The 19,467-nt window shown below is 54.9% G+C and carries 22 protein-coding genes and 3 tRNA genes; 11 read left to right on the forward strand and 14 right to left on the reverse strand.

From position 1 onward, the window contains the following. Positions 1 to 47: 47 nt before the first annotated feature. The gene (locus A936_RS17220) at positions 48 to 1,391 is read right to left on the reverse strand and encodes an NCS2 family permease (RefSeq protein ID WP_008460050.1); all 1,344 of its coding nucleotides are present in this window, start codon (positions 1,389 to 1,391) and stop codon (positions 48 to 50) included. Positions 1,392 to 1,407: 16 nt separating this feature from the next. Continuing rightward, positions 1,408 to 3,195 carry an adenine deaminase gene (locus tag A936_RS17225; protein ID WP_008460052.1) on the reverse strand — a complete coding sequence of 596 codons (1,788 nt, stop codon included), beginning with the start codon at positions 3,193 to 3,195 and terminating at the stop codon, positions 1,408 to 1,410. Positions 3,196 to 3,329: 134 nt separating this feature from the next. Between A936_RS17225 and A936_RS17230 the strand changes: the two genes are divergently transcribed. Beyond that, complete coding sequence (locus tag A936_RS17230) at positions 3,330 to 4,256, forward strand: LysR family transcriptional regulator (RefSeq protein WP_008460054.1); 927 nt, start codon at positions 3,330 to 3,332, stop codon at positions 4,254 to 4,256. 20 nt (positions 4,257 to 4,276) lie between these two features. Beyond that, positions 4,277 to 5,017 (forward strand): CDP-diacylglycerol diphosphatase, encoded by a 741-nt coding sequence (locus A936_RS17235; protein ID WP_008460056.1) that lies wholly within the window; start codon positions 4,277 to 4,279, stop codon positions 5,015 to 5,017. A 209-nt stretch (positions 5,018 to 5,226) separates the two neighbouring features. Here A936_RS17235 and A936_RS17240 read toward each other — a convergent pair whose 3' ends face one another. The 6 genes from A936_RS17240 to A936_RS17265 all read right to left on the reverse strand — a co-directional run bounded on the left by A936_RS17240 (position 5,227) and on the right by A936_RS17265 (position 8,726). After that, a complete protein-coding gene (locus A936_RS17240; protein ID WP_034809722.1) occupies positions 5,227 to 5,739 on the reverse strand; it encodes a YjjA family protein in 513 nt (170 codons plus the stop codon). A gap of 139 nt (positions 5,740 to 5,878) precedes the next feature. Continuing rightward, positions 5,879 to 6,307 carry an organic hydroperoxide resistance protein gene (locus tag A936_RS17245; protein ID WP_008460060.1) on the reverse strand — a complete coding sequence of 143 codons (429 nt, stop codon included), beginning with the start codon at positions 6,305 to 6,307 and terminating at the stop codon, positions 5,879 to 5,881. A 95-nt stretch (positions 6,308 to 6,402) separates the two neighbouring features. Continuing rightward, the gene (locus A936_RS17250) at positions 6,403 to 6,849 is read right to left on the reverse strand and encodes a MarR family winged helix-turn-helix transcriptional regulator (RefSeq protein WP_008460062.1); all 447 of its coding nucleotides are present in this window, start codon (positions 6,847 to 6,849) and stop codon (positions 6,403 to 6,405) included. 67 nt (positions 6,850 to 6,916) lie between these two features. Next, positions 6,917 to 7,390 carry a threonine/serine exporter gene (locus tag A936_RS17255; RefSeq protein ID WP_008460064.1) on the reverse strand — a complete coding sequence of 158 codons (474 nt, stop codon included), beginning with the start codon at positions 7,388 to 7,390 and terminating at the stop codon, positions 6,917 to 6,919. Next, complete coding sequence (locus A936_RS17260; protein ID WP_008460066.1) at positions 7,381 to 8,157, reverse strand: threonine/serine exporter family protein; 777 nt, start codon at positions 8,155 to 8,157, stop codon at positions 7,381 to 7,383. The genes A936_RS17255 and A936_RS17260 overlap by 10 nt, the downstream gene beginning before the upstream one ends. A 110-nt stretch (positions 8,158 to 8,267) precedes the next feature. Further along, positions 8,268 to 8,726, reverse strand: a complete 459-nt coding sequence (locus tag A936_RS17265; RefSeq protein WP_008460069.1) for a YbaK/EbsC family protein — start codon at positions 8,724 to 8,726, stop codon at positions 8,268 to 8,270. A gap of 211 nt (positions 8,727 to 8,937) precedes the next feature. On the opposite strand from A936_RS17265, the gene A936_RS17270 reads away from it, so the two are divergent. Next, positions 8,938 to 9,243 (forward strand): PTS sugar transporter subunit IIB, encoded by a 306-nt coding sequence (locus A936_RS17270; RefSeq protein WP_008460070.1) that lies wholly within the window; start codon positions 8,938 to 8,940, stop codon positions 9,241 to 9,243. A gap of 13 nt (positions 9,244 to 9,256) precedes the next feature. After that, positions 9,257 to 10,603 (forward strand): PTS cellobiose transporter subunit IIC, encoded by a 1,347-nt coding sequence (locus A936_RS17275; protein WP_008460071.1) that lies wholly within the window; start codon positions 9,257 to 9,259, stop codon positions 10,601 to 10,603. Between the two features lie 60 nt (positions 10,604 to 10,663). Here the strand turns inward: A936_RS17275 and fhuF are convergent, their stop codons facing one another. Beyond that, the gene (gene fhuF, locus A936_RS17280; RefSeq protein ID WP_008460072.1) at positions 10,664 to 11,455 is read right to left on the reverse strand and encodes a siderophore-iron reductase FhuF; all 792 of its coding nucleotides are present in this window, start codon (positions 11,453 to 11,455) and stop codon (positions 10,664 to 10,666) included. A gap of 129 nt (positions 11,456 to 11,584) precedes the next feature. Further along, positions 11,585 to 12,649, reverse strand: a complete 1,065-nt coding sequence (locus A936_RS17285) for a GGDEF domain-containing protein (RefSeq protein ID WP_008460073.1) — start codon at positions 12,647 to 12,649, stop codon at positions 11,585 to 11,587. Between the two features lie 265 nt (positions 12,650 to 12,914). On the opposite strand from A936_RS17285, the gene A936_RS17290 reads away from it, so the two are divergent. Next, a complete protein-coding gene (locus tag A936_RS17290; RefSeq protein WP_008460074.1) occupies positions 12,915 to 13,154 on the forward strand; it encodes a DUF1435 domain-containing protein in 240 nt (79 codons plus the stop codon). Between the two features lie 39 nt (positions 13,155 to 13,193). Here the strand turns inward: A936_RS17290 and A936_RS17295 are convergent. From A936_RS17295 to rsmC, 4 genes are all read right to left on the reverse strand, one after another. Beyond that, a tRNA-Leu gene (locus A936_RS17295) sits at positions 13,194 to 13,280 on the reverse strand. Between the two features lie 47 nt (positions 13,281 to 13,327). Next, positions 13,328 to 13,414: transfer RNA gene (locus A936_RS17300), tRNA-Leu, on the reverse strand. Positions 13,415 to 13,445: 31 nt separating this feature from the next. After that, positions 13,446 to 13,532 (reverse strand) — tRNA-Leu (locus tag A936_RS17305). 121 nt (positions 13,533 to 13,653) lie between these two features. Further along, a complete protein-coding gene (gene rsmC, locus A936_RS17310; protein WP_008460075.1) occupies positions 13,654 to 14,685 on the reverse strand; it encodes a 16S rRNA (guanine(1207)-N(2))-methyltransferase RsmC in 1,032 nt (343 codons plus the stop codon). A 107-nt stretch (positions 14,686 to 14,792) separates the two neighbouring features. Between rsmC and A936_RS17315 the strand changes: the two genes are divergently transcribed. From A936_RS17315 to A936_RS22960, 6 genes are all read left to right on the forward strand, one after another. Next, on the forward strand, positions 14,793 to 15,212 hold the full coding sequence (locus tag A936_RS17315; RefSeq protein WP_008460076.1) for a DNA polymerase III subunit psi: 420 nt from the start codon (positions 14,793 to 14,795) through the stop codon (positions 15,210 to 15,212). Continuing rightward, entirely contained in the window at positions 15,181 to 15,624 is a 444-nt protein-coding gene (gene rimI, locus A936_RS17320) for a ribosomal protein S18-alanine N-acetyltransferase (RefSeq protein ID WP_008460078.1), read from the forward strand. Before A936_RS17315 ends, rimI begins: the two co-directional genes overlap by 32 nt. An 18-nt stretch (positions 15,625 to 15,642) precedes the next feature. Next, complete coding sequence (gene yjjG / locus A936_RS17325; RefSeq protein WP_008460080.1) at positions 15,643 to 16,320, forward strand: pyrimidine 5'-nucleotidase; 678 nt, start codon at positions 15,643 to 15,645, stop codon at positions 16,318 to 16,320. 100 nt (positions 16,321 to 16,420) lie between these two features. Next, positions 16,421 to 18,010, forward strand: a complete 1,590-nt coding sequence (gene prfC, locus A936_RS17330; protein ID WP_008460083.1) for a peptide chain release factor 3 — start codon at positions 16,421 to 16,423, stop codon at positions 18,008 to 18,010. Positions 18,011 to 18,325: 315 nt separating this feature from the next. Beyond that, positions 18,326 to 18,937, forward strand: a complete 612-nt coding sequence (gene osmY, locus A936_RS17335; protein WP_008460085.1) for a molecular chaperone OsmY — start codon at positions 18,326 to 18,328, stop codon at positions 18,935 to 18,937. Between the two features lie 133 nt (positions 18,938 to 19,070). After that, positions 19,071 to 19,232: a DUF1328 domain-containing protein gene (locus tag A936_RS22960; protein ID WP_007373037.1), complete on the forward strand. Its 162-nt coding sequence runs from the start codon at positions 19,071 to 19,073 to the stop codon at positions 19,230 to 19,232. Positions 19,233 to 19,467 lie beyond the last annotated feature (235 nt).

Here is a 19,467-nt window from a genome sequence, read left to right on the forward strand (position 1 = left end):
ATTGGCCGTTAAGAAAAAAGCCTCTCGTTTGAGAGGCTTTTCTGTTTCTAGTGCTTCACCAACGTGGCGAAGTAGTACGCCAGCGGAATGGCCAGCAGGTAAAGCCCCACCGGGATTTCACGCCATTTACCGGCAATCACCTTAATGATGATATAGAACAGCAGGCCGCCAGCGATCCCGGTCCCGAAGCTGTTGGCGATAAGCGTGATCATCACCATCATCAGCACCGGCAGACCTTCGGTGAAGTTGCCCAGATCCACTTTGCGCAGGCCGCTGAACATGTTCAGGCCGATAAGGATCAGCGCGGGCGCGGTTGCCTCTTTCGGGATCATCAATGCCACCGGGGTAAACAGCAGCATCAGCAGGAACATTACCGCTGCCGCCAGCGCGGTGAGGCCGGTTTTACCGCCCGCTTCTGCCGCCGCTGAAGACTCAATCAGCGCGGTAGCCGCCGGAATGCCGACCCACGGGCCTAGCGCGGCGGCAATAGAATCCACCATAAACGGGCGGTTGATGTGCGGCATGTTGCCATGTTCGTCCAGCAGGCCAGCTTCGCCACCCACCGCCAGCGTCGTGCCCATGGTGGAGAAAAACTCTGAGGCAAAGAAGACAAACAGGAACGGCAGGAAGGCGATATTCAGCGCGCCGAGCATATCCACGTGCCCCAGCACCGGCGTCAGCGAGTGCGGCATGGCGATAAAGCTCTGCGGCAGGTGAGTGACGCCCAGAGGAATACCGACCAGAGTGGCAAACAGAATCGCCCATAAAATGGCTCCCGGCACGCGGCGAGCCTGAAGCGCAATCGCCAGGAACAGGCCGCACAACGCCACGACAGCGCCAGCAGAAGTGAAGTCACCGAGCGCCAGCGCGTTGGTTTTGGCGTTGGCGAGCACCAGCCCGGCGTTGCGGAAGCCCAGCACCGCAACAAACAGGCCGATGGAGGCCGTCAGCCCAAGCTTGATCGACTGCGGTACCGAGCGCGTGACCACTTCACGCAGGCCAAGACGGGTAAGCGCAAAGAACAGAATGCCTGACCAGCAGGCGATGCCGAGGCCAATCTGCCAGCCAATATGCTCGCTCCCGGCAAGCGTCACGCCGACCAGCACCGAACCGCCGATGCCCGGCCCGACAATAAACGGCAGGTTGCCGTAAAACGCCATCAGCAGCGTGCCGAGGACAAAAACAACGATCGTCCCGGTGGTTGCCGCGCCTTTATCCATCCCGCCCACGGCCAGCAGGCCAGGGATAACAACCAGCAAATAGGCGGCGGCGAGAAAGCCAGTGATGCCCGCGAGGCATTCGGTTTTCACTTTGCTTTGGCGGCTGCGAAGCTGGAATCGCCGCTCCAGCCAGCTTTCGCTGGCAGCCTGAGACACTGAATTTTCGGCCATTACTTGGCTCTCCGGATTAATGTGTTGTGTGTGCGTCTGCCGGGTGTTCGTGGCATTCAATAAGCGGGTCGACGATCTGGCGAGTACTGCCGTCCGTCAATCCCAGGTCGGTCAAATGTGGCCCGGCGTTACAGGCCAGGCAGGTGCCTTCGATGGCCTTGAAAACCCGGTACGGTGGCTCCCAGTCGGCGACTTTATTGCTCAATTCACGGAGTTGGGCAAACTGCTGCGCCAGGTCGGCGGCGGGCAGGTCGGAGAGCATCCCGGCAATCGGCATTTCCACCTTCGCCAGCATCTGTCCGTTCTGGCTCAGCGCCATCCCGCCTCCACAGGCGATCAGCGCGTTGGCGGCGAGCGCCATGTCCTGCGGATCTCTGCCGAGGACAACGAGGTTGTGCGAGTCGTGTGAATAGGTAGTGGCAATCGCGCCGCGCAGCTCACCCCAGCCTTCGAGCAGCGCCAGCTGTGGTTTTGCCTCATGGCGACCGTGGCGATGCTGAACCCAAATCAGGCTGAAGCCGTCCGGGATCTGAACTTCACCGCGCCGGACTTCTACCTCGACTTCGCTCCACTGGGTGAAGCGAGCACCCTTGATGTGGCGCAGGCGCGCACGGCCATTATTCACTGGCACCTTGAGAACAAAATCGTTCGGACTGAGAGACTGAAGTCGGACGGTGTCTCGCGGGGGAACGATGGACGGTGCCGCTACGGGCTCCAACATTTTTCCCTGTTCCGCGACGAGCTTCCCGGCGACATAAACGGTTTGAGCGCTCAGTTTCTCCAGCGAATCGAAGACCACCAGGTCGGCAGTGCGGCCCGCGGCAATCAGGCCGAGATCCGGGCGTTGCAGGCGCAGCGAGGCGTTCAGCGTGGCCAGGCGCAAAGCATCTTCGGCTTTCATGCCGTGCTCGATGAGCAAGTTCAGCAGGGCAACGATACCGCCTTTCGCCAGCAGCATGTCCGGCGGCACGTCGTCGGTGCAGACGGTGACCTGCGATGACAGATGCGGCAGGCCGTTCAGGGCGGCGACAATCTCCGGCAGCAGATACGGATGTGAACCGCGTATCTCCAGGGTCAGCCCGGCACGCAGTTTTTCCAGCGCGTCGGCGGCGGAAGTCAGTTCATGATCTGACGTCACGCCAGCGGCAAGGTAGGCCTGTAATCCTGCGCCATTCAGGCCGCGGGCGTGTCCTTCAATTAGTTTGCCGCTTTCCAGGCCAGCGTTAAGAATCTCCAGCATTCTTTCGCTGCCGTTCAGCACGCCGTGCATATCCATCACTTCGGCTACGCCGGCGACTTCCGGCCATGAAAGCAGCGTTTCCATCTCTTTCCCGGCAAAATCAGCGCCGGACATTTCCAGGCCCGGCGTTGAAGGCACGCTGGACGGGGCCGCGCAGATCACGCGTAGCGGCAGGTTGCGGCTGGCGTCAACGGCGTAACGCACGCCCTCAATACCGAGCACGTTCGCCAGTTCGTGCGGATCCCAAAAAACCGTTGTGGTGCCCTGGGCGACGACAATTTCCGCATAGCGCGCGGGCGGCAGGTGGGAGCTTTCAACGTGGACGTGGGTATCCATCAGCCCTGGGCTGAGATAGTTTCCGGCGAGATCGTGAGTCTGGGCGGCATCTTCGCGGCTGCCGCGTGGATGTACGCTGGCGATGAGCGTACCGACGATACCGACATCCGCCTCACGGATTTCACCGGTGGCCATATCCACGATCCGACCATTGATGAGCAGCAGGTCGAAAGGCGTTTCGCCGAGAGCGGCTTTCACCGCGCGGCGACGTAAATCAGCAGGAGTCATGACAGGTTCCAAAACAGGGGCTCTGGCGGCTACTCTAGGCAGGGGAATACGCTTTGCCCAGATGATTTAATTTATCAGCCGATAAGAAACGTTTATCCTGTGGCAAACGTTTACCTGGCAACCCTGATACTCCAATGGCTGAACCCTGGCAGCGCCTTCCCGCACTCTCGTTAAAACAGATCCAGTATTTTGTGACGCTGGCCAAACTTCGTCATTTCACCGATACCGCCAACCGGCTGGCCATTAGCCAGCCCGCGCTAAGCAGCGCGTTACGGCAGATTGAGTCCGTGTTGGGCGGAAAGCTGGTTAACAGAACCGCTGCGGCAGTGACGCTGACGGACTTGGGCGCAGCGCTACTGCCCCATGCCGAACGCGTGCTCAACGTCGCGCAGCGCGCTTTTGACGACATGCAGCGCATTGTCCAGGACGGCGGTGACGGCACGCTTCGCATAGGCCTGGTGCCCTCGGTCGGCAGCCTTTTATTTCCCGATATTCCTCAACGTATTGCAGAGGCTTTTCCTCGCCTGCGGGTGGAGTTTCACGACCGCACCAATGACGCGCTGATTGCCCAGCTTGAAAGCGGCCAGCTGGACTTTGGCCTGGGGGCGCTGGACAGCTCGGTGCCCAAAACGCTGGAGATCCATCCGCTGCAGGAAGATCCCTTCGTGGCGGTAGTCAACTGTCACGATCCTCTGGCAGAATCCAGCCACGCGCCGTGGCGAAGCCTGGTGAAGCGGGACATCGCGGTGTTTTCAAAAGGGAATATCAGCCGGCTGGTCGCGGCGATGGCGGAAAGCCAGCGCCTGACGCTGAATGCGCGCTATCAGGTTGATTTTATTGAAACCCTTTATGGACTGGTGCGCTCACAGCTGGCGGTGGCGATTTTACCGCAGCTTTACACCACCTTTTTGCAGGACCCCGAGCTGAAAGTGATTCATTTGCAGCAGCCTTCGCTGAGCCGCACCGTGGCATTGATGCGCAGCACTGAGCCGTTCGCGCCGCAAATAGAAGCCTGCTTCCAGCTTATTGTCCGCCTATTACAACAACGAAAAGTACTCTGACTTTACAAGGAAAACCTGACATGAAAAAGATCCTGCGCGTGGTGGTTGTGCTGCTGATTTTGCTGGTGGCCGCCGTCGCAATCCGCCTGTGGCTGCTGCATCGCCACAGTGATGCTCTGTGGAATATCATCAGCCAGCAGTGCATTCCCAATCAGCAGCAGAACCACTCCCCAGCGCCTTGCCTGAAAGTCGATCTGGCCGGGCGCTACCTGGTATTTAAAGATGCCAAAGGCCCGTTGCATAATTTGCTGATGCCGACGGACAAAATCACCGGTATCGAGAGCCCGAAAATCCTTGAAAACGGTGCGCCAAATTACTTCCTGGATGCGTGGGAGAATCGCCACTATCTGCTGGATGAAACCACAAAAGCGGTTCGGGACGATGATTTGGTGTTAGCGATCAACTCTCGCTACGGACGCTCTCAGAATCAGCTGCACATTCACCTGTCCTGCCTGCGCCCTGAGGTGTATCAATCCATTAACCAGCTTGCCGACAAAGTCGGTGACCAGTGGCAGCCGTTTGGTGCGGAGATCCTTGGCCATAAATATCTGGCGAGAAAAGTCCCGGCAGAGGCGAATCCGTTTACCGTGCTGGCGGAGTACGTGAAGGCTCAGGGCGATGAGATGGAAAACTTTGGCCTGGCGCGAGTGGTGACAACGAAGGGGGATGTGGTGCTGTTGGCTAACCCTCGTCAGCTGCTGGGCGGGAACCAGGGTTCGGCGGAAGAGATGCTGGACTACAGCTGCTCGCTGGCAAACTAAAACAAAATGGCCTCTTAGCAAGAGGCCATTTCAGACTGATGACAAACCCCAAGCGCATAAAATTCTGCAATCTGTCGCCATAGAAATAAACTGGAAAATCAATGCATTGATTTTCGGCTGCTCACCACAAAGAGGGAAAAACCACGCTTTTTCCCTCTTTGTCAGCAACCTCAAATGGCCTCTTAGCAAGAGGCCATTTTTTTGTGCCGTTACGACAGGTAATTCATGCCCTGTTTGAGCACCAGATCGCAGGCTTTGGTTTTCACCTTTTCAGCCAGCGGCGAGTTGCCGATGCTGTTCAGATCCAGCTTCTGGCCGTTGGCCGTGTTCAGTAAGCCCATCAGACCCTGATTGTAGTCCTGCTTGTCGGCAGGCTTGGTGCTGCTTTCCAGCCCCAGCTTGGTCATCAGCTGGTTTTTAATGTTGTCGGTATTGGTGACGGAAGCCAGTTTATTCTTCGCGCAGTACTCCATCACGCCAGCCGCATTGGTCATCGTACTTGAGCTGAGAGATTTGCTGTTGCCGTTCAGCAGGCTGGTCAGTGAAGAGAGAGACAGACCGCCGGTCTGAGCGCCATTGCTGGTAGTAGTGGCATTGCCGCTTTTAGTCAGTTCATTGGCGGCGCTGGAAAGTTGTTCCTGCCAGTTTGCAGCCGTTGCCTGGCCCGCGAAAAAGGCTGCTGCCAGCGCCATTGCGCAGAGCGTTTTATTCCTTGCTTTCATCTTGTGATACTCGCTTTGTTTGCCTGCGGTGCAGGAGATTTCAGGCGTGAGTATAGCGCTTTGGCCGGAAGCAGGGGGATTGAGAGTTGTCTTAAACCGTGGGGGCAGGAGAAAAAGCCGGGTTTCCCCGGCTGTAGCATCAGTTGATGATGTTCAGGGTCACATCAATGTTGCCGCGGGTTGCGTTGGAGTATGGGCAAACAATGTGTGCCGCATCGACCAGTTTTTTCGCTTCGGCAGCGTCCATCCCCGGCAGGTGGATATTCAGCTTCGCTTCGATACCGAAGCCGGTTGGCAGTGGCCCGATACCGACTTCACCTTCGATGAAAGCGTCAGACGGCATGGAGATTTTATCGCGGCCGGAGACGAACTTCATCGCGCCCAGGAAGCATGCGGAGTAGCCCGCCGCGAACAGCTGCTCAGGGTTGGTGACTTCGCCACCCGCGCCGCCCATCTCTTTTGGCAGGCCCAGTTTGACGTCCAGTACGCCGTCGGAAGAGGTTGCACGACCTTCACGGCCACCGGTGGCTTTGGCTTTTGCGGTGTAAACGACTTTTTCTAAAGACATGGCAGGTTCCTCATCTTACATTTAGTATGTGCTATAAAATAGCGTGCGATTTATATGATGTTTTAAAAATCGCCGACAGTATCGACGATTAATTATTACGTATTTAAATTACTGCGCAAAGTTTCCAGCTGCGCTTTCAGCGCCATCATGCTGTCTACGCTACAGGCAGAAGCACAGCGCACGGAGTCTGGAATACCCAGCGCTTTTTCCTGCAGCGCTTTCCCTTCCTGGGTCAGCGTGACTGCCACCTGACGCTCATCTTCGCGGGAGCGCTGACGTAGCAGCAGCCCTGCGCTTTCAAGCCGTTTTAGCAGTGGCGTTAAGGTGGCTGAGTCTAAAAACAGACGCTCGCCGATTTGCGACACCGTGACATCGTCCTGCTCCCACAGCACCAGCATCACCAGGTATTGCGGATAGGTGAGCTGCAGCGGCGTAAGCAGCTGGCGGTAGAGCTTGTTCACCGCCAGATTGGCGGAGTAGAGCGCGAAGCAAAGCTGGTTGTCCAGCAGCAGGGCGTTCGTTTCGGTGGATGTCTTCTTCATGTTTCTCAATATAGATAGCGCGCGATTAAATAGCAAATTTTATTTTACGGCGATTTCGTCTGTGCGATCAGACCCGGGGCTTTTTGCGATAAAGCCACAGCCCCGGCAGAGAGAGCCCGATGGACAGCGCCCCCACGATAAATGACGCTTTCAAGAAGTTGGTCACCAGTTGGATCATCAGCGGATCGCTGTAGCCAAAGTGCGTCAATTTTACCGCCGAGATCATCGCGGTATAGGCGTAGATCCCCGGAAACATAGGAATGACGGCCGCAACGGTAAAGACCTTCGGGTGAGCAAGATACCAGCGTGACCACTGAATACCAATGATGCCGACCAGAATCGACGCCAGAAAAGTGCTCCACTCGATGTTTAAACCCGCCGTCATCATCGCCATACGCGAGCCGTGGCCGATGGCACCGAGAAGCCCACAGTAAGGCAGGGCGCGCTGAGGTACGTTAAAGACTAACGCAAAGCCCACCGCCGGCACGGCAGACAGCGCCATATCCTGAAGCAGGACCAGAAGAAATTCGATTATGCCCATCCTCTTAGCCCCCATACCGCCATTGCCATCACCACGCCAATGCAGGTTGCCAGCGTGAGCAGGCTGGCCATCGCCCAGCGAGCAAGCCCGGTATTAACGTGGCCTTTAAACATGTCGGCCACGGCGTTAATCAGCGGGAAACCGGGGACGAGTAATAACACGCTCGCGGCCATCGCAATATTGGAAGTTGCGGCAAATGGGCCTTTGGCGATAAGCAGGCCCGAAACGGTAGTGGCGACAAACGCGGTGATGCAGAAGTTGATCTGCGGATGAAGCTGGCGGTGGGTGAGCAGCTGGCGGACATACATCGCCAGTGAGCTGGCGACAAAGGCGACAAACGCCCCGTCCCAGCCACCGTTGTTCAGTTTGCAGAAGCAGCCGCAGGAAAGACCCACCATCAGGACAACCAGCCAGCGTGGGTAACGCAGCGGTTTGATGTGTTCGAAGCGTTTGAGAACGTCCCTGGCATCCAGCAGCTTGTGTTCGGTGAGGATCACGATGTGCTGTACTTCGGTGACGACGTGCATGTTGATCCCGCGATCGTTATTTTTGCGGGTAGTCGTCAGGCACTGATTGTCTTTAATGGTGCTAAGTACAATGGCGTTAGCGGAGATTGAGCTTTCCACGCTGTCCATCCCCAGCGCTTTGCCAAGGCGGGTTGAAAGCTCCTCGACCAGCGCGCTTTCTGCCCCGTGCTGCAGTAAAAAGAGCGCGCATTGAATACATAAACGAGTGACGTCCCGCTGGGAAGCAACATCTGGCTGCATGCTTGATCCTGACTAAAGAGAAGAAAATGCGCTTAACGTTTATCCATTTAACATGAGCGCATCGCTTCATTAGCCGCGTCAGATCAAGCTTTGCGTCACTTAGACGGCAATTACTGGCAGACGTCCACCCATTTGGCGTGGGTGAGTTCGGCCATGCGTTCAGGTGAAATGCGGACGGCGCTGTGAATGGCCCCTGCGGCTGGCAGCACTTCATCGTACTGGCGGAGTGAGATGTCGCAGAACACCGCCAGCGGGTTTTCCAGCCCGAACGGGCAAACGCCGCCGACCGGATGCCCGGTCCAGTTCACCACTTCATCGCTGCTGAGCATGCGCGCTTTAGAGCCAAATGCTTCTTTAAGTTTCTTATTATCAAGACGAGCATCGCCCTTCGCGACGATCAGAATAATGTCGTTTTTGACCTTTAATGAGAGCGTTTTGGCTATTTGTCCGGGGGCCACATTGTGGGCGGCGGCGGCAAGTGCGACGGTAGCGGTGCTTTGGTTTAGCTCGATGATGTCTATATCGGGGGCATGGTCGGCGAAGAATTGCCGCACGGACTGCAAACTCATGATTTTCTCCTGATCCAGGTGGCAAATAATTTCGCATAAGCTTGTGCTTTCTGTAAACCGCTTATACTTATCTCATACCCGCCTTGTCAGAAATTTCTGGATCTCCTTCACAATCACTGAAACCGGTTGCAGTAACCGGTTGCAGTAATAAATTCCGCGAGGAATACTGAATCCTGTAACCACCCCCTGTACCTAATAATAAGAGTCGTCTATGAAACGTATCCTTTTATGCTGTGCCGCTGGTATGTCTACCAGTATGGTCGTGAACAGGATGAAACAGGCCGCCCAGGATCAACATATTGAGGTTGAGATCAAGGCGGTGGGTATCGAAGAGTTCACGGATGTTATGCCTGAATTTGATTGCTGTTTACTCGGTCCGCAGATCAAATACCGTCTGGAAGATTTTAAGGCTCAGGCCGCGCCCAAACGGATCCCGGTCACGGTCATTAACTCTATGGATTACGGAATGATGCGCGGCGACAGAATTCTCGCCGACGCACTCGCGTTGATAGCCTGACAGGAGAGCCACTATGTCTTCCAACCATGCTGCTTTTAATTTAATTTTTCGGTTTGTTGAGAACTACGTTAGCCCGATAGCTGGCCGCATTTCTTCCCAGCGTCACGTGATGGCCATTCGCGACGGCTTTATTTCTGCGATGCCATTTATGATTGTCGGCTCGTTCCTGCTGGTTTTTGCTTATCCCCCGTTTTCGCCCACCACGACATGGGGCTTTGCTCGCGCCTGGCTCGACCTGGCGAAGCAGTTTGAAGGGCAGATTTTAACGCCGTTTGATATGACGATGGGCATCATGTCTATCTACATTTGTGCGGCGATCGCCTACAACCTGGGTAAACACTACGTTAAATCGCACGGGCTCGATCCTTTCATGTGCGCCATGCTGTCGCTGATGGCTTTCCTGGTGGTTGCGGCCCCGAAAACCAAAGGCACGCTGCCGGTGGACAGCCTTGGCGGCACCGGGATCTTCACCGCAATCCTGGTGGCGATTTACTGCGTAGAGATGATGCGTTTCCTGAAGGCGCATAACATCGGCATCAAGCTGCCGGATCAGGTGCCGCCGATGATCAAAAACTCCTTTGATCTGCTGATCCCGGTGCTGGTTGTGGTGCTGACGCTGTATCCGCTGAGCCTGTTTATTCAGTCCCAGTTCGATATGCTGATCCCTCAGGCCATTATGGCGCTGTTCAAACCGCTGGTGTCCGCGGCGGATTCTCTGCCGGCGATTCTCCTTGCCGTACTGATTGCTCACCTGTTGTGGTTTGCGGGTATCCACGGGGCGGCGATTGTCTCCGGGATGCTGCAGATGTTCTGGCTGACTAACCTGGGCCTTAACCAGGGCGCGCTGGCTGCCGGTGCACCTCTGCCGCATATCTTTATGGAAGCGTTCTGGACCTTCTTCATCGTGGTCGGCGGTTCCGGGGCAACGATGGGATTGGTTATCTGCTACCTGCGCAGTAAATCTGCCCACCTGCGTTCCATTGGCCGCCTGAGCATCGTGCCAACCTGCTTTAACATTAACGAACCGGTGATCTTCGGGACGCCGATTGTGATGAACCCAGTATTCTTTATTCCTTTCCTGCTGGCGCCAATGGTCAACGCCGTGCTGGCCTGGGGCGCGATGAAGCTGGATCTGATTGGTCGCGTGATTTCCGTGGTACCGTGGACCGCGCCTGCGCCAATCGGTGCCGCCTGGGCGCTGGGCTGGGACTTCCGTGCCGCAATTCTGGTGATTCTGCTGGCCTGCGTGTCGTCCATCATCTACTTCCCGTTCTTCAAAGTGTACGAGAAGCAGCTGCTGGAACAGGAGAAAGAAGAAGCTCAGAGAGCGAGCGAGGAAGGGAGCCAACAGCTGGCTTAATGGTTTAGCGGAATGAAGAACGGCGGGGAAACCCGCCGTTTGCTATTTCTCCGCCGCTTGCTATTTCAGAGTACAGTCGCCGCAGCGCTGGACGTCAGGCAGCTTATAGCGCTGGCAGCAGGTGCGTCTGACCAGAATGCCTTCACGCGAAATGACCGTGCGGTAGAGTGGATTCTCCCGGCCACATGAAAGCTGTTTTTCAAAGAAACAGGTCTGCACCAGCGCCGCCAGGCTCTGTTCATCCAGAAGTGGTTTTAGCTCGCCGAAGAACCAGTTCACCAGGTAGCCGGTGTTGCTCCAGATAAGCCGGGCGTTGATCTCTTCGCTGGCTTCCAGCGCCGCTACGACCGGCATCAAACCTTCAACGATAAACTGCTCTAGCCGCAGATGGAGCGGCAGCTCGCTTGCCCGGCAATCTTCAGTCACGTCAATCCAGAAGCATTTTGCCCGGCCCGTTTCGTGGAACTCGGCCCGCACATACTGGGGGGCAATATTCAGCGCTTTAGGCTGAGTCAGTAACGCCATCATCATCGGTGGCACCAGCAGGCCGATGTACCATTGCGCCCACAAAGACTTCAGCGGTTTGTGCTCGCGGGTAAGCTCAGGCTGGTGACGATAGATATGGTCGCCGTAGGCCGCCATCAGAGAGGTTAGCGTGGTGGGACGCTGCCACTCGCTTAGCGTCATTGCTGTGGCGGGAGCCTGTTCGTTTAATTTGATGATGTCGTTGAAGTACGGGCGGTGCGCGGCAAAATACTCCCGCAGCGAATCTGCCTGCGGGCCTGTCGCTGGGGACCAGGGAAGAACAAAGCAACCGCTGTCATCGCTGAGCTGGAGGGAGTGAAGCGCCATACTTTCGTCAGGGAGTAATCTAAATGATAATGATTAGCAATACTAACGGTGAGCGAAATCTCTGGCAAGGTGAATTCACCGCCACCGCTCGGTGATGGCTGTTTTTGCGATCTGGCGCGTCTCGCCGGGTTAATTCACGGCGAGCATTTCGTTGGTCAGGATGCTGTTTCTTCCTCGGTTTTTGGCCTGATAAAGCGCTTTATCCGCGAGGCTCAGGGCATCGTCTATGCTGCCTTCAGTGAATGGCGCAAGCCCGATACTGACGGTAACGTTGGTCGCGACCTGGGTATTAAACATATGCGGGATGTCCAAATCGAAAACGCGCTGGCGGATCCTTTCCGCCGACTGCATCGCGCGTTCCGCGTCGATGTTGGTGAGCATAATCATGAACTCTTCCCCGCCGTAGCGCGTGACAAGATCCCTTGAACGCACGGCATCGCGAATCGCCGCCGAGACCCGGATCAACGCCTGGTCGCCCATCGCATGGCCGTAGTGGTCGTTGTACGACTTGAAGTGGTCGATATCCAGCAGCAAAACGAAGTGGCTGCCGCTGCCGGAGGCCTGAATGTGCTCGAGGCGGTTTTGAAAGCCGCGGCGGTTGTACAGGCCGGTTAAAGGATCGAGCATGCTGAGATCGGTCAGTGTCTCTTTTTCTTCAAGCAGTTTATTCATCAGCCGCTGGGTGAAACGGTCATTACGTTTCTGAATAATATGCTGAATAGCGATCCCGATAGCGGGCAGCGCAATGGAATAAATTACCCTCAGCCATTGGTCAACATTACCCAGCCAAAGTACGACCAGCGCCACGGGCAGGCTGTGCAGCAGGAAAGCCACAATATTATTAATAAATGCAATAGCGCCAATAAAAAGCACCGACATCAGGCTAATCACCAGAAATGAGGTGTCCAGGTCCGCGATGGCCGCGTTTTTAATGAAAATATGCACCGCCCATAATAACCCGAAAAATAACGAGATAATATTCAGGTTAATCAGCTGCTTATTATTCCACATCTGCCAGGCAAGCAAGGCCAGGCTCATCAGCAGAATGGCGACAACGGGCGGCGTTATGCGCACTGTCGAATAGAGCGGAAAGAGAATAGAAAAAGCGGCTGCCAGGGCGTTGAGCAGCAAAAATAAACGTAAAGAAAGCAGCTGCTTTGCTTTGAGTAAGGCTCGCCAGGTTTGGGCTGTCATAGAACGATTGTGTCTTGGGTAAGCGCGTCAGGTGTTGTGTGTGTCGTATTAATGAAAAGCGAGTTATCGACTTTTCTGGCAATTATTGGAATTTTTATAAGGCAAACTAAAGCCGGCGCTCAATCTATCACCTTACTGAAAATCTGTCATTAAATGACACGTCAACCCTGGCTATTTCAGCTATAGGTCGCGCACGTTTTTACGCTGACAGTTGAGAAAATTTATCATATGATATTGGTTATCATTATCATGATGGGGCGTAAAAATGCTGCAACGACGACTCGAAAGTGGCTGGAGTGTAATGGTGGCGGGGCTTGCCGTGGCGCTGCTTGCCTGCCTGGATCTCAGTTTCAGTCAGTGGCGTGTGCTGGTGGTTATCGGGTTGCTTGCCACGGCATTGATGCTCTACCATAAAACGTTAAGACACTTTGTTTTACTGCCATCGTGCGTAGCATTTGCCAGCGGATTGCTGTTGATTGTGATGAATTTGGGATCGATGAGATAAACAAGCTGGGGGAGATAAAGAGGGTCACTTCATAAGAAGTGGTGCGAAGAGAGGGACTTGAACCCTCACGTCCGTAAGGACACTAACACCTGAAGCTAGCGCGTCTACCAATTCCGCCACCTTCGCACAGTTTTCAGATTTGCATCTGAAGAGTTTTGATATCGCCTTCGCATTGGTGCGAAGAGAGGGACTTGAACCCTCACGTCCGTAAGAACACTAACACCTGAAGCTAGCGCGTCTACCAATTCCGCCACCTTCGCGCAGTGCGAACGATATCTTTCGTGGTTGTGTTGGTGCGAAGAGAGGGACTTGAACCCTCACGTCCGTAAGAACACTAACACCTGAAGCTAGCGCGTCTACCAATTCCGCCACCTTCGCATACCTGTAATACCGAAGTATCACAACCACGGAGGCGCATTCTAGATGTTTTCTGAGCTACGTCAACACTTAATTTGATGCCGCTTTTCCGACTGATGCAAAAAGCGGCACCTTAACGCGTTTAGCGCTTTTTACCCGCCCGGGTCAGCACGGCGCGGTAAACTTTGAAGCGGCCGGTTTGAGCAATAACTTCATGACTACCAAATACTTCGTCCAGCACGTTCGGGTAGGCAAGGAAGGCGTTCGCCACGATGCGCAATTCGCCACCCATATTCAGATGGCGGGCTGCACCGCGAATAAGCTGGTGCGCTGCATCGAGGCTGGTTTGCATCCCGTCGTGGAATGGCGGGTTGGAGATGATCATGTCGAAACGGCCGTTGATTTCCGAGTAGACGTTACTGGCGATCACTTCCCCTTCAAAGCCGTTAGCGGCAAGCGTTGCGCGGCTGGCGGCGACCGCCGGTGCGCTAACGTCGCTAAGCGTGAGGCGAACTTTTGGCGAGTGGCTGGCGAGAGTAATCGCCAGGACGCCCGCGCCGCAGCCAACATCCAGCACTTTGCCTTTGGTGTGCGGCGTCAGCGTGGAAAGCAGCAGTTTGCTGCCGGTATCCAGACCGTCGCGGCTAAAGACGCCCGGCAGGGTTTTCACGGTCATCCCTTCATGAGGGTATTCACCCCACCAGCTGTTTTCATCAAACGCAGGTTGCTGCTCAAGGCGGCCATGGTACAGACCGCAGCGGCGCGCGCTGTCGATTTTTGTCAGCGGGCAAATTTCAGCCAGCATTTGCTCTGCGCTACGCACGCCAGAGCGGTTTTCGCCGACGACAAAAACATCGGTGCCAACCGGCATCAGCGACAGAATATTCATTAGCTGGAACTGAGCTTCTGGCTTGTTTTTCGGCCAGTAGTAGATAAGCGTATTGCTGTCGGCAATGTCATCCGCACTGACCACCAGGCCATATTGTGCGTTCTCACCCATCTGCGCGCTTAATACCTGCCAGTGGTGGAATTGCTGGGTGTGGGCGCGGCTGGCGGCGGTGTCGAAACGCGCCGGCAGGTCGTCTTGCATGTCACCGGCAAACAACACACGGCTCTCGGTAAAATCATCGCTGTGGCGCAGCAGTACTTCACTCGCCGGGGTAAACGCACTCATCAAATAGCTCCTGGAAAATCAGAGCGTGGATTATAGAGCTTTAATGGCGTGGATTCGATGAATTTGCTATATTTGCCGCCCGAATTACGCTCTCAACAGGTTTCGCTATGACTTCCCCTTCCCGACGCGACTGGCAGTTACAGCAACTGGGTATTACCCAGTGGGTGCTGCGCCGTCCGACGGCGCTACAGGGCGAAATTGCGGTTTCTTTGCCCGCGGGCGTGCGTTTAGTGATGGTGGCTGAGACGCTACCAGCCTTGAGCGATCCGCTGGTGAAGGACATTTTACGCAGCATAGCGTTAAGCCCCGACCAAGTAATGCAACTGACGCCGGAGCGCGCGGCAATGATGCCGCCTGACAGCCGCTGCAATAGCTGGCGCCTGGGCGTTGAGCAGCCGCTGACGCTCAGCGGCGCGCAGCTTGCGTCCCCTGCGCTTGACGAGCTTTATCACAATGGCAACGCGCGACAGGCGCTGTGGCAACAGATTTGCGAACATGAACACGATTTCTTCCCTGACGCCGAATGATTTGGCGGACGCGTATGCCATTGAGCTGCGCAGTCATGCTTTTCCCTGGAGTGAAAAAACCTTTGCCAGCAATCAAGGCGAACGCTATTTCAATTTGCGGCTGGACGTTGACGGCAAACTTGCCGCTTTTGCGGTGACGCAGGTCATTCTCGATGAAGCCACGCTGTTCAACATTGCGGTTGATCCAGCGTATCAGCGGCAAGGGCTTGGGAAAGCACTGCTTGAGCATCTTATTGCCGAGCTTGAAAAACGGGATGTCTTTACGCTGTGGCTGGAGGTGCGTGCCTCTAACGTTGCGGCGAGAACCTTGTACGAAAGCCTGGGCTTTAACGAAGCGACGGTGCGTCGCAATTATTATCCTGCAAAAGAAGGTCGGGAAGACGCGATCGTGATGGCGCTCCCCCTTGGTTAATTTTTAAAAGGTGTGTGGATGAACTGGGACTGGATTTTATTCGATGCGGACGAAACGCTGTTTACCTTTGACGCGTTCGGCGGTTTGCAGCGCATGTTTCTCGATTACAGCGTGACCTTTACCGCAGATGATTTCCAGGAGTACCAGGCGGTAAACAAGCCGCTGTGGGTCGACTACCAGAACGGGGCGATTACCGCGCTGCAGCTGCAGCTCAGGCGTTTTGAGGACTGGGCAGGGCGGCTGAATGTGCCGTCAGCAGAGCTGAACGATGCGTTTTTATCCGCCATGGCCGAAATTTGCGCCCCGCTGCCCGGGGCGGTTTCTCTCCTGAATGCGCTGAAGGGCAAGGCTAAACTTGGCATTATTACCAACGGCTTTACCGCGCTGCAGCAGACTCGCCTCGAGCGCACCGGCCTGCGTGACTATTTCGACCTGCTGGTGATTTCCGAGCAGGTAGGGGTAGCCAAACCCGATCGCCGCATTTTCGACTATACCTTCGAGCAGATGAACCAGCCGCCGCGCGACCGCGTTTTGATGGTTGGCGACACGGCAGAATCCGACATTCTGGGCGGCATTAACGCCGGGATAGCAACCTGCTGGCTTAACGCCCACGGGCGCACCGCGCCGCAAGGGATTGAACCGACCTGGCAGGTCACCTCGCTAAGTGAACTGGAGCAACTGCTGTGTAAGCCATGATTGTTGATTGTTAAACCCGCAATGATGGGTAAAATAGCCGCCAAATAACGTTCACTCGCCGCGTGGCTCAAGGCCGCGCGCACTTACAGAAGATGTAATTATGACTTTGTCTCCTTATCTGCAAGAGGTGGCTAAACGCCGCACTTTTGCCATTATTTCTCACCCGGATGCCGGTAAAACGACCATCACTGAAAAGGTGCTGCTGTTCGGACAGGCTATCCAGACCGCCGGGACGGTAAAAGGCCGTGGCTCAAGCCAGCACGCCAAATCCGACTGGATGGAGATGGAAAAACAGCGTGGGATCTCGATCACCACCTCGGTAATGCAGTTCCCGTATCGCGACAGCCTGGTCAACCTGCTGGATACTCCGGGGCACGAAGACTTCTCCGAAGATACCTACCGTACCCTGACCGCGGTTGACTGCTGCCTGATGGTTATCGATGCCGCAAAAGGCGTAGAAGATCGTACCCGTAAGCTGATGGAAGTTACCCGTCTGCGCGATACGCCGATCATCACCTTCATGAACAAACTGGACCGCGACATTCGCGATCCAATGGAAGTGCTGGATGAAGTTGAGCGCGAGCTGAAGATTGGCTGCGCGCCAATCACCTGGCCAATCGGCTGCGGCAAGCTGTTCAAAGGGGTTTACCATCTTTATAAAGATGAAACCTACCTCTACCAGACCGGTAAAGGCCACACGATCCAGGAAGTGCGCATCGTGAAAGGGTTGAGCAACCCAGAACTCGACGCAGCCGTCGGGGAAGATCTTGCTCTGCAGCTGCGTGAGGAGCTGGAGCTGGTGCAGGGGGCTTCCAACGAATTCGACCATGAACTGTTCCTGGCCGGTGAAATCACCCCGGTATTCTTCGGCACCGCGCTGGGCAACTTCGGCGTCGACCACATGCTGGATGGTCTGGTTGAGTGGGCGCCGGCTCCGATGCCGCGTAAAACCGACACGCGTCTGGTGGATGCGGCGGACGAGAAGTTCACCGGTTTTGTCTTTAAGATCCAGGCCAACATGGACCCGAAACACCGTGACCGCGTCGCCTTTATGCGCGTGGTGTCCGGTAAGTATGAAAAAGGCATGAAGCTGCGCCAGGTGCGTATCGGGAAAGACGTGATTATTTCTGACGCGCTGACCTTTATGGCCGGGGATCGTTCTCACGTGGAAGAAGCCTATCCGGGCGATATTATCGGCCTGCACAACCACGGCACGATTCAGATCGGCGACACCTTTACCCAGGGTGAAATGATGAAGTTCACCGGTATTCCGAACTTCGCCCCGGAACTGTTCCGCCGTATTCGCCTGCGCGATCCGCTTAAGCAGAAGCAGTTGCTTAAAGGCCTGGTGCAGCTGTCTGAAGAAGGCGCGGTACAGGTGTTCCGTCCTATTGCCAACAACGACCTTATTGTTGGTGCGGTTGGGGTTCTGCAGTTCGATGTGGTCGTTGCTCGTCTGAAAAGCGAGTACAACGTGGAAGCGATTTACGAATCGGTCAACGTGGCGACGGCGCGTTGGGTTGAAGGGAATGACGTTAAGAAGTTTGAAGAATTCAAACGTAAAAACGAAGTTCAGTTAGCGCTGGATGGCGGCGACAACCTGACCTATATCGCCCCAACGATGGTAAACCTAAACATTACCCAGGAACGTTACCCTGACGTGACCTTCCGTAAAACGCGCGAGCACTAATTATCAGCCAGAGCGCGGCGTTCGCCGCGTTCTTCTCACTTTCCCTGTCTTTTTAATCCCTTGCAGAATCCTCTTAATTTCCCGCGAATCCTGCGTCATTGCTGATTTTTCCATCAACACGTCATGCACTTTTATGATTGTGATCTATATTTAACAAAGTGATGACAATTTTATTGGATGAAAGATCCGGGAATTAATCATTTTCTGGTGTCTTGTTGGCGTTTCTCATGTCATCTCAATATTAATAGCTGATTTTTTTCAGCTTACGGGAAGCGAGAAAGCTCAAATGATGAGCAAACCTACAGGAATTAATCGATGACTACGACTAAGATTTCAAAAACTCTGCTGGCGGTTGTGTTGGGTTCTGTACTGGCAAGCACCAGCGCCTTTGCGGAAGACACTCTGCTTAATAAAACGGAATCTACCGCCGATAGTGCAGGGAAAAAAATCGATAGCTCCATGACGAAAGTCGGTAATTTCATGGACGACAGCGGCATCACAGCGAAAGTCAAAGCAGCCCTGGTTGACGATAAAAACATCAAAAGTACCGATATTTCGGTCAAAACCGACAATAAAGTGGTCACCCTGAGCGGTTTTGTTGAGAGCCAGGCTCAGGCCGAGCAGGCCGTTGCCACGGCGAAAAAAGTGGAAGGCGTAACCTCGGTGAGCGACAAACTTCACGTTCGCGATGTGAAAACACAGTCGGTGAAAGGCTATGCCGGTGATGCGGCCACGACCAGCGAGATCAAAGCGAAATTGTTGGCCGACAGCATTGTGCCGTCGCGTCATATCAAAGTAGAAACCACTGACGGCGTGGTTCAGCTGTCCGGCGAGGTGAAATCCGCCGCTCAGTCTGAGAAGGCTGAAAGCATTGCTAAAGCTGTTGAAGGCGTGAAAAGCGTTAAAAACGATCTGAAAGTGAAGTAAAGCAGCACCCGAAATGGCTTTCTGGACGCGTGCCGGGAAGCCATAAGCACCACCCTTACACATTATCGCCTGCGGGTTAGCCATTCGGTGCCCGTGAAGAAGCGATAAGATTCACTATGGTTAAGGAGAGTCTATGTTTCGTTGGGGCATTATTTTTCTGGTAATAGCGTTGATCGCTGCGGCCCTGGGCTTCGGTGGTCTGGCGGGTACCGCAGCAGGTGCTGCAAAAATTGTCTTTATCGTCGGGATCATTCTGTTCCTGGTCAGCCTGTTTATGGGGCGCAGACGTCCTTAGCAACGCTCATTGAGTAACATGCCGATACAAAAGAAAAGCCAGTCCTCGTGACTGGCTTTATAGTGTCGACAAACCGCTGTCGACAGAAAAGAACGACCAGACGGCTCGTTAAAAAAAACAGGAAAATCAATTCATTGATTTTCGGCTGCTCACCACAAAGAGGGAAAAACCACGCCTTTTCCCGCTTTGTCAGCAACCTTAAGCCAGTCCTCGTGACTGGCTTTCGCCGTTTTAC

Origin of the sequence: Enterobacter sp. Ag1, assembly GCA_000277545.1 — a bacterium.
Classification (GTDB): Bacteria; Pseudomonadota; Gammaproteobacteria; order Enterobacterales; family Enterobacteriaceae; genus Cedecea.

Bases quoted from the DNA above. Each gene is read 5' to 3' on its own strand.
- A936_RS17220 (WP_008460050.1), bottom strand. From the start codon at position 1,391: ATGGCCGAAAATTCAGTGTCTCAGGCTGCCAGCGAAAGCTGGCTGGAG.
- A936_RS17225 (WP_008460052.1), bottom strand. From the start codon at position 3,195: ATGACTCCTGCTGATTTACGTCGCCGCGCGGTGAAAGCCGCTCTCGGC.
- A936_RS17230 (WP_008460054.1), top strand. From the start codon at position 3,330: ATGGCTGAACCCTGGCAGCGCCTTCCCGCACTCTCGTTAAAACAGATC.
- A936_RS17235 (WP_008460056.1), top strand. From the start codon at position 4,277: ATGAAAAAGATCCTGCGCGTGGTGGTTGTGCTGCTGATTTTGCTGGTG.
- A936_RS17240 (WP_034809722.1), bottom strand. From the start codon at position 5,739: ATGAAAGCAAGGAATAAAACGCTCTGCGCAATGGCGCTGGCAGCAGCC.
- A936_RS17245 (WP_008460060.1), bottom strand. From the start codon at position 6,307: ATGTCTTTAGAAAAAGTCGTTTACACCGCAAAAGCCAAAGCCACCGGT.
- A936_RS17250 (WP_008460062.1), bottom strand. From the start codon at position 6,849: ATGAAGAAGACATCCACCGAAACGAACGCCCTGCTGCTGGACAACCAG.
- A936_RS17255 (WP_008460064.1), bottom strand. From the start codon at position 7,390: ATGGGCATAATCGAATTTCTTCTGGTCCTGCTTCAGGATATGGCGCTG.
- A936_RS17260 (WP_008460066.1), bottom strand. From the start codon at position 8,157: ATGCAGCCAGATGTTGCTTCCCAGCGGGACGTCACTCGTTTATGTATT.
- A936_RS17265 (WP_008460069.1), bottom strand. From the start codon at position 8,726: ATGAGTTTGCAGTCCGTGCGGCAATTCTTCGCCGACCATGCCCCCGAT.
- A936_RS17270 (WP_008460070.1), top strand. From the start codon at position 8,938: ATGAAACGTATCCTTTTATGCTGTGCCGCTGGTATGTCTACCAGTATG.
- A936_RS17275 (WP_008460071.1), top strand. From the start codon at position 9,257: ATGTCTTCCAACCATGCTGCTTTTAATTTAATTTTTCGGTTTGTTGAG.
- fhuF (WP_008460072.1), bottom strand. From the start codon at position 11,455: ATGGCGCTTCACTCCCTCCAGCTCAGCGATGACAGCGGTTGCTTTGTT.
- A936_RS17285 (WP_008460073.1), bottom strand. From the start codon at position 12,649: ATGACAGCCCAAACCTGGCGAGCCTTACTCAAAGCAAAGCAGCTGCTT.
- A936_RS17290 (WP_008460074.1), top strand. From the start codon at position 12,915: ATGCTGCAACGACGACTCGAAAGTGGCTGGAGTGTAATGGTGGCGGGG.
- rsmC (WP_008460075.1), bottom strand. From the start codon at position 14,685: ATGAGTGCGTTTACCCCGGCGAGTGAAGTACTGCTGCGCCACAGCGAT.
- A936_RS17315 (WP_008460076.1), top strand. From the start codon at position 14,793: ATGACTTCCCCTTCCCGACGCGACTGGCAGTTACAGCAACTGGGTATT.
- rimI (WP_008460078.1), top strand. From the start codon at position 15,181: ATGAACACGATTTCTTCCCTGACGCCGAATGATTTGGCGGACGCGTAT.
- yjjG (WP_008460080.1), top strand. From the start codon at position 15,643: ATGAACTGGGACTGGATTTTATTCGATGCGGACGAAACGCTGTTTACC.
- prfC (WP_008460083.1), top strand. From the start codon at position 16,421: ATGACTTTGTCTCCTTATCTGCAAGAGGTGGCTAAACGCCGCACTTTT.
- osmY (WP_008460085.1), top strand. From the start codon at position 18,326: ATGACTACGACTAAGATTTCAAAAACTCTGCTGGCGGTTGTGTTGGGT.
- A936_RS22960 (WP_007373037.1), top strand. From the start codon at position 19,071: ATGTTTCGTTGGGGCATTATTTTTCTGGTAATAGCGTTGATCGCTGCG.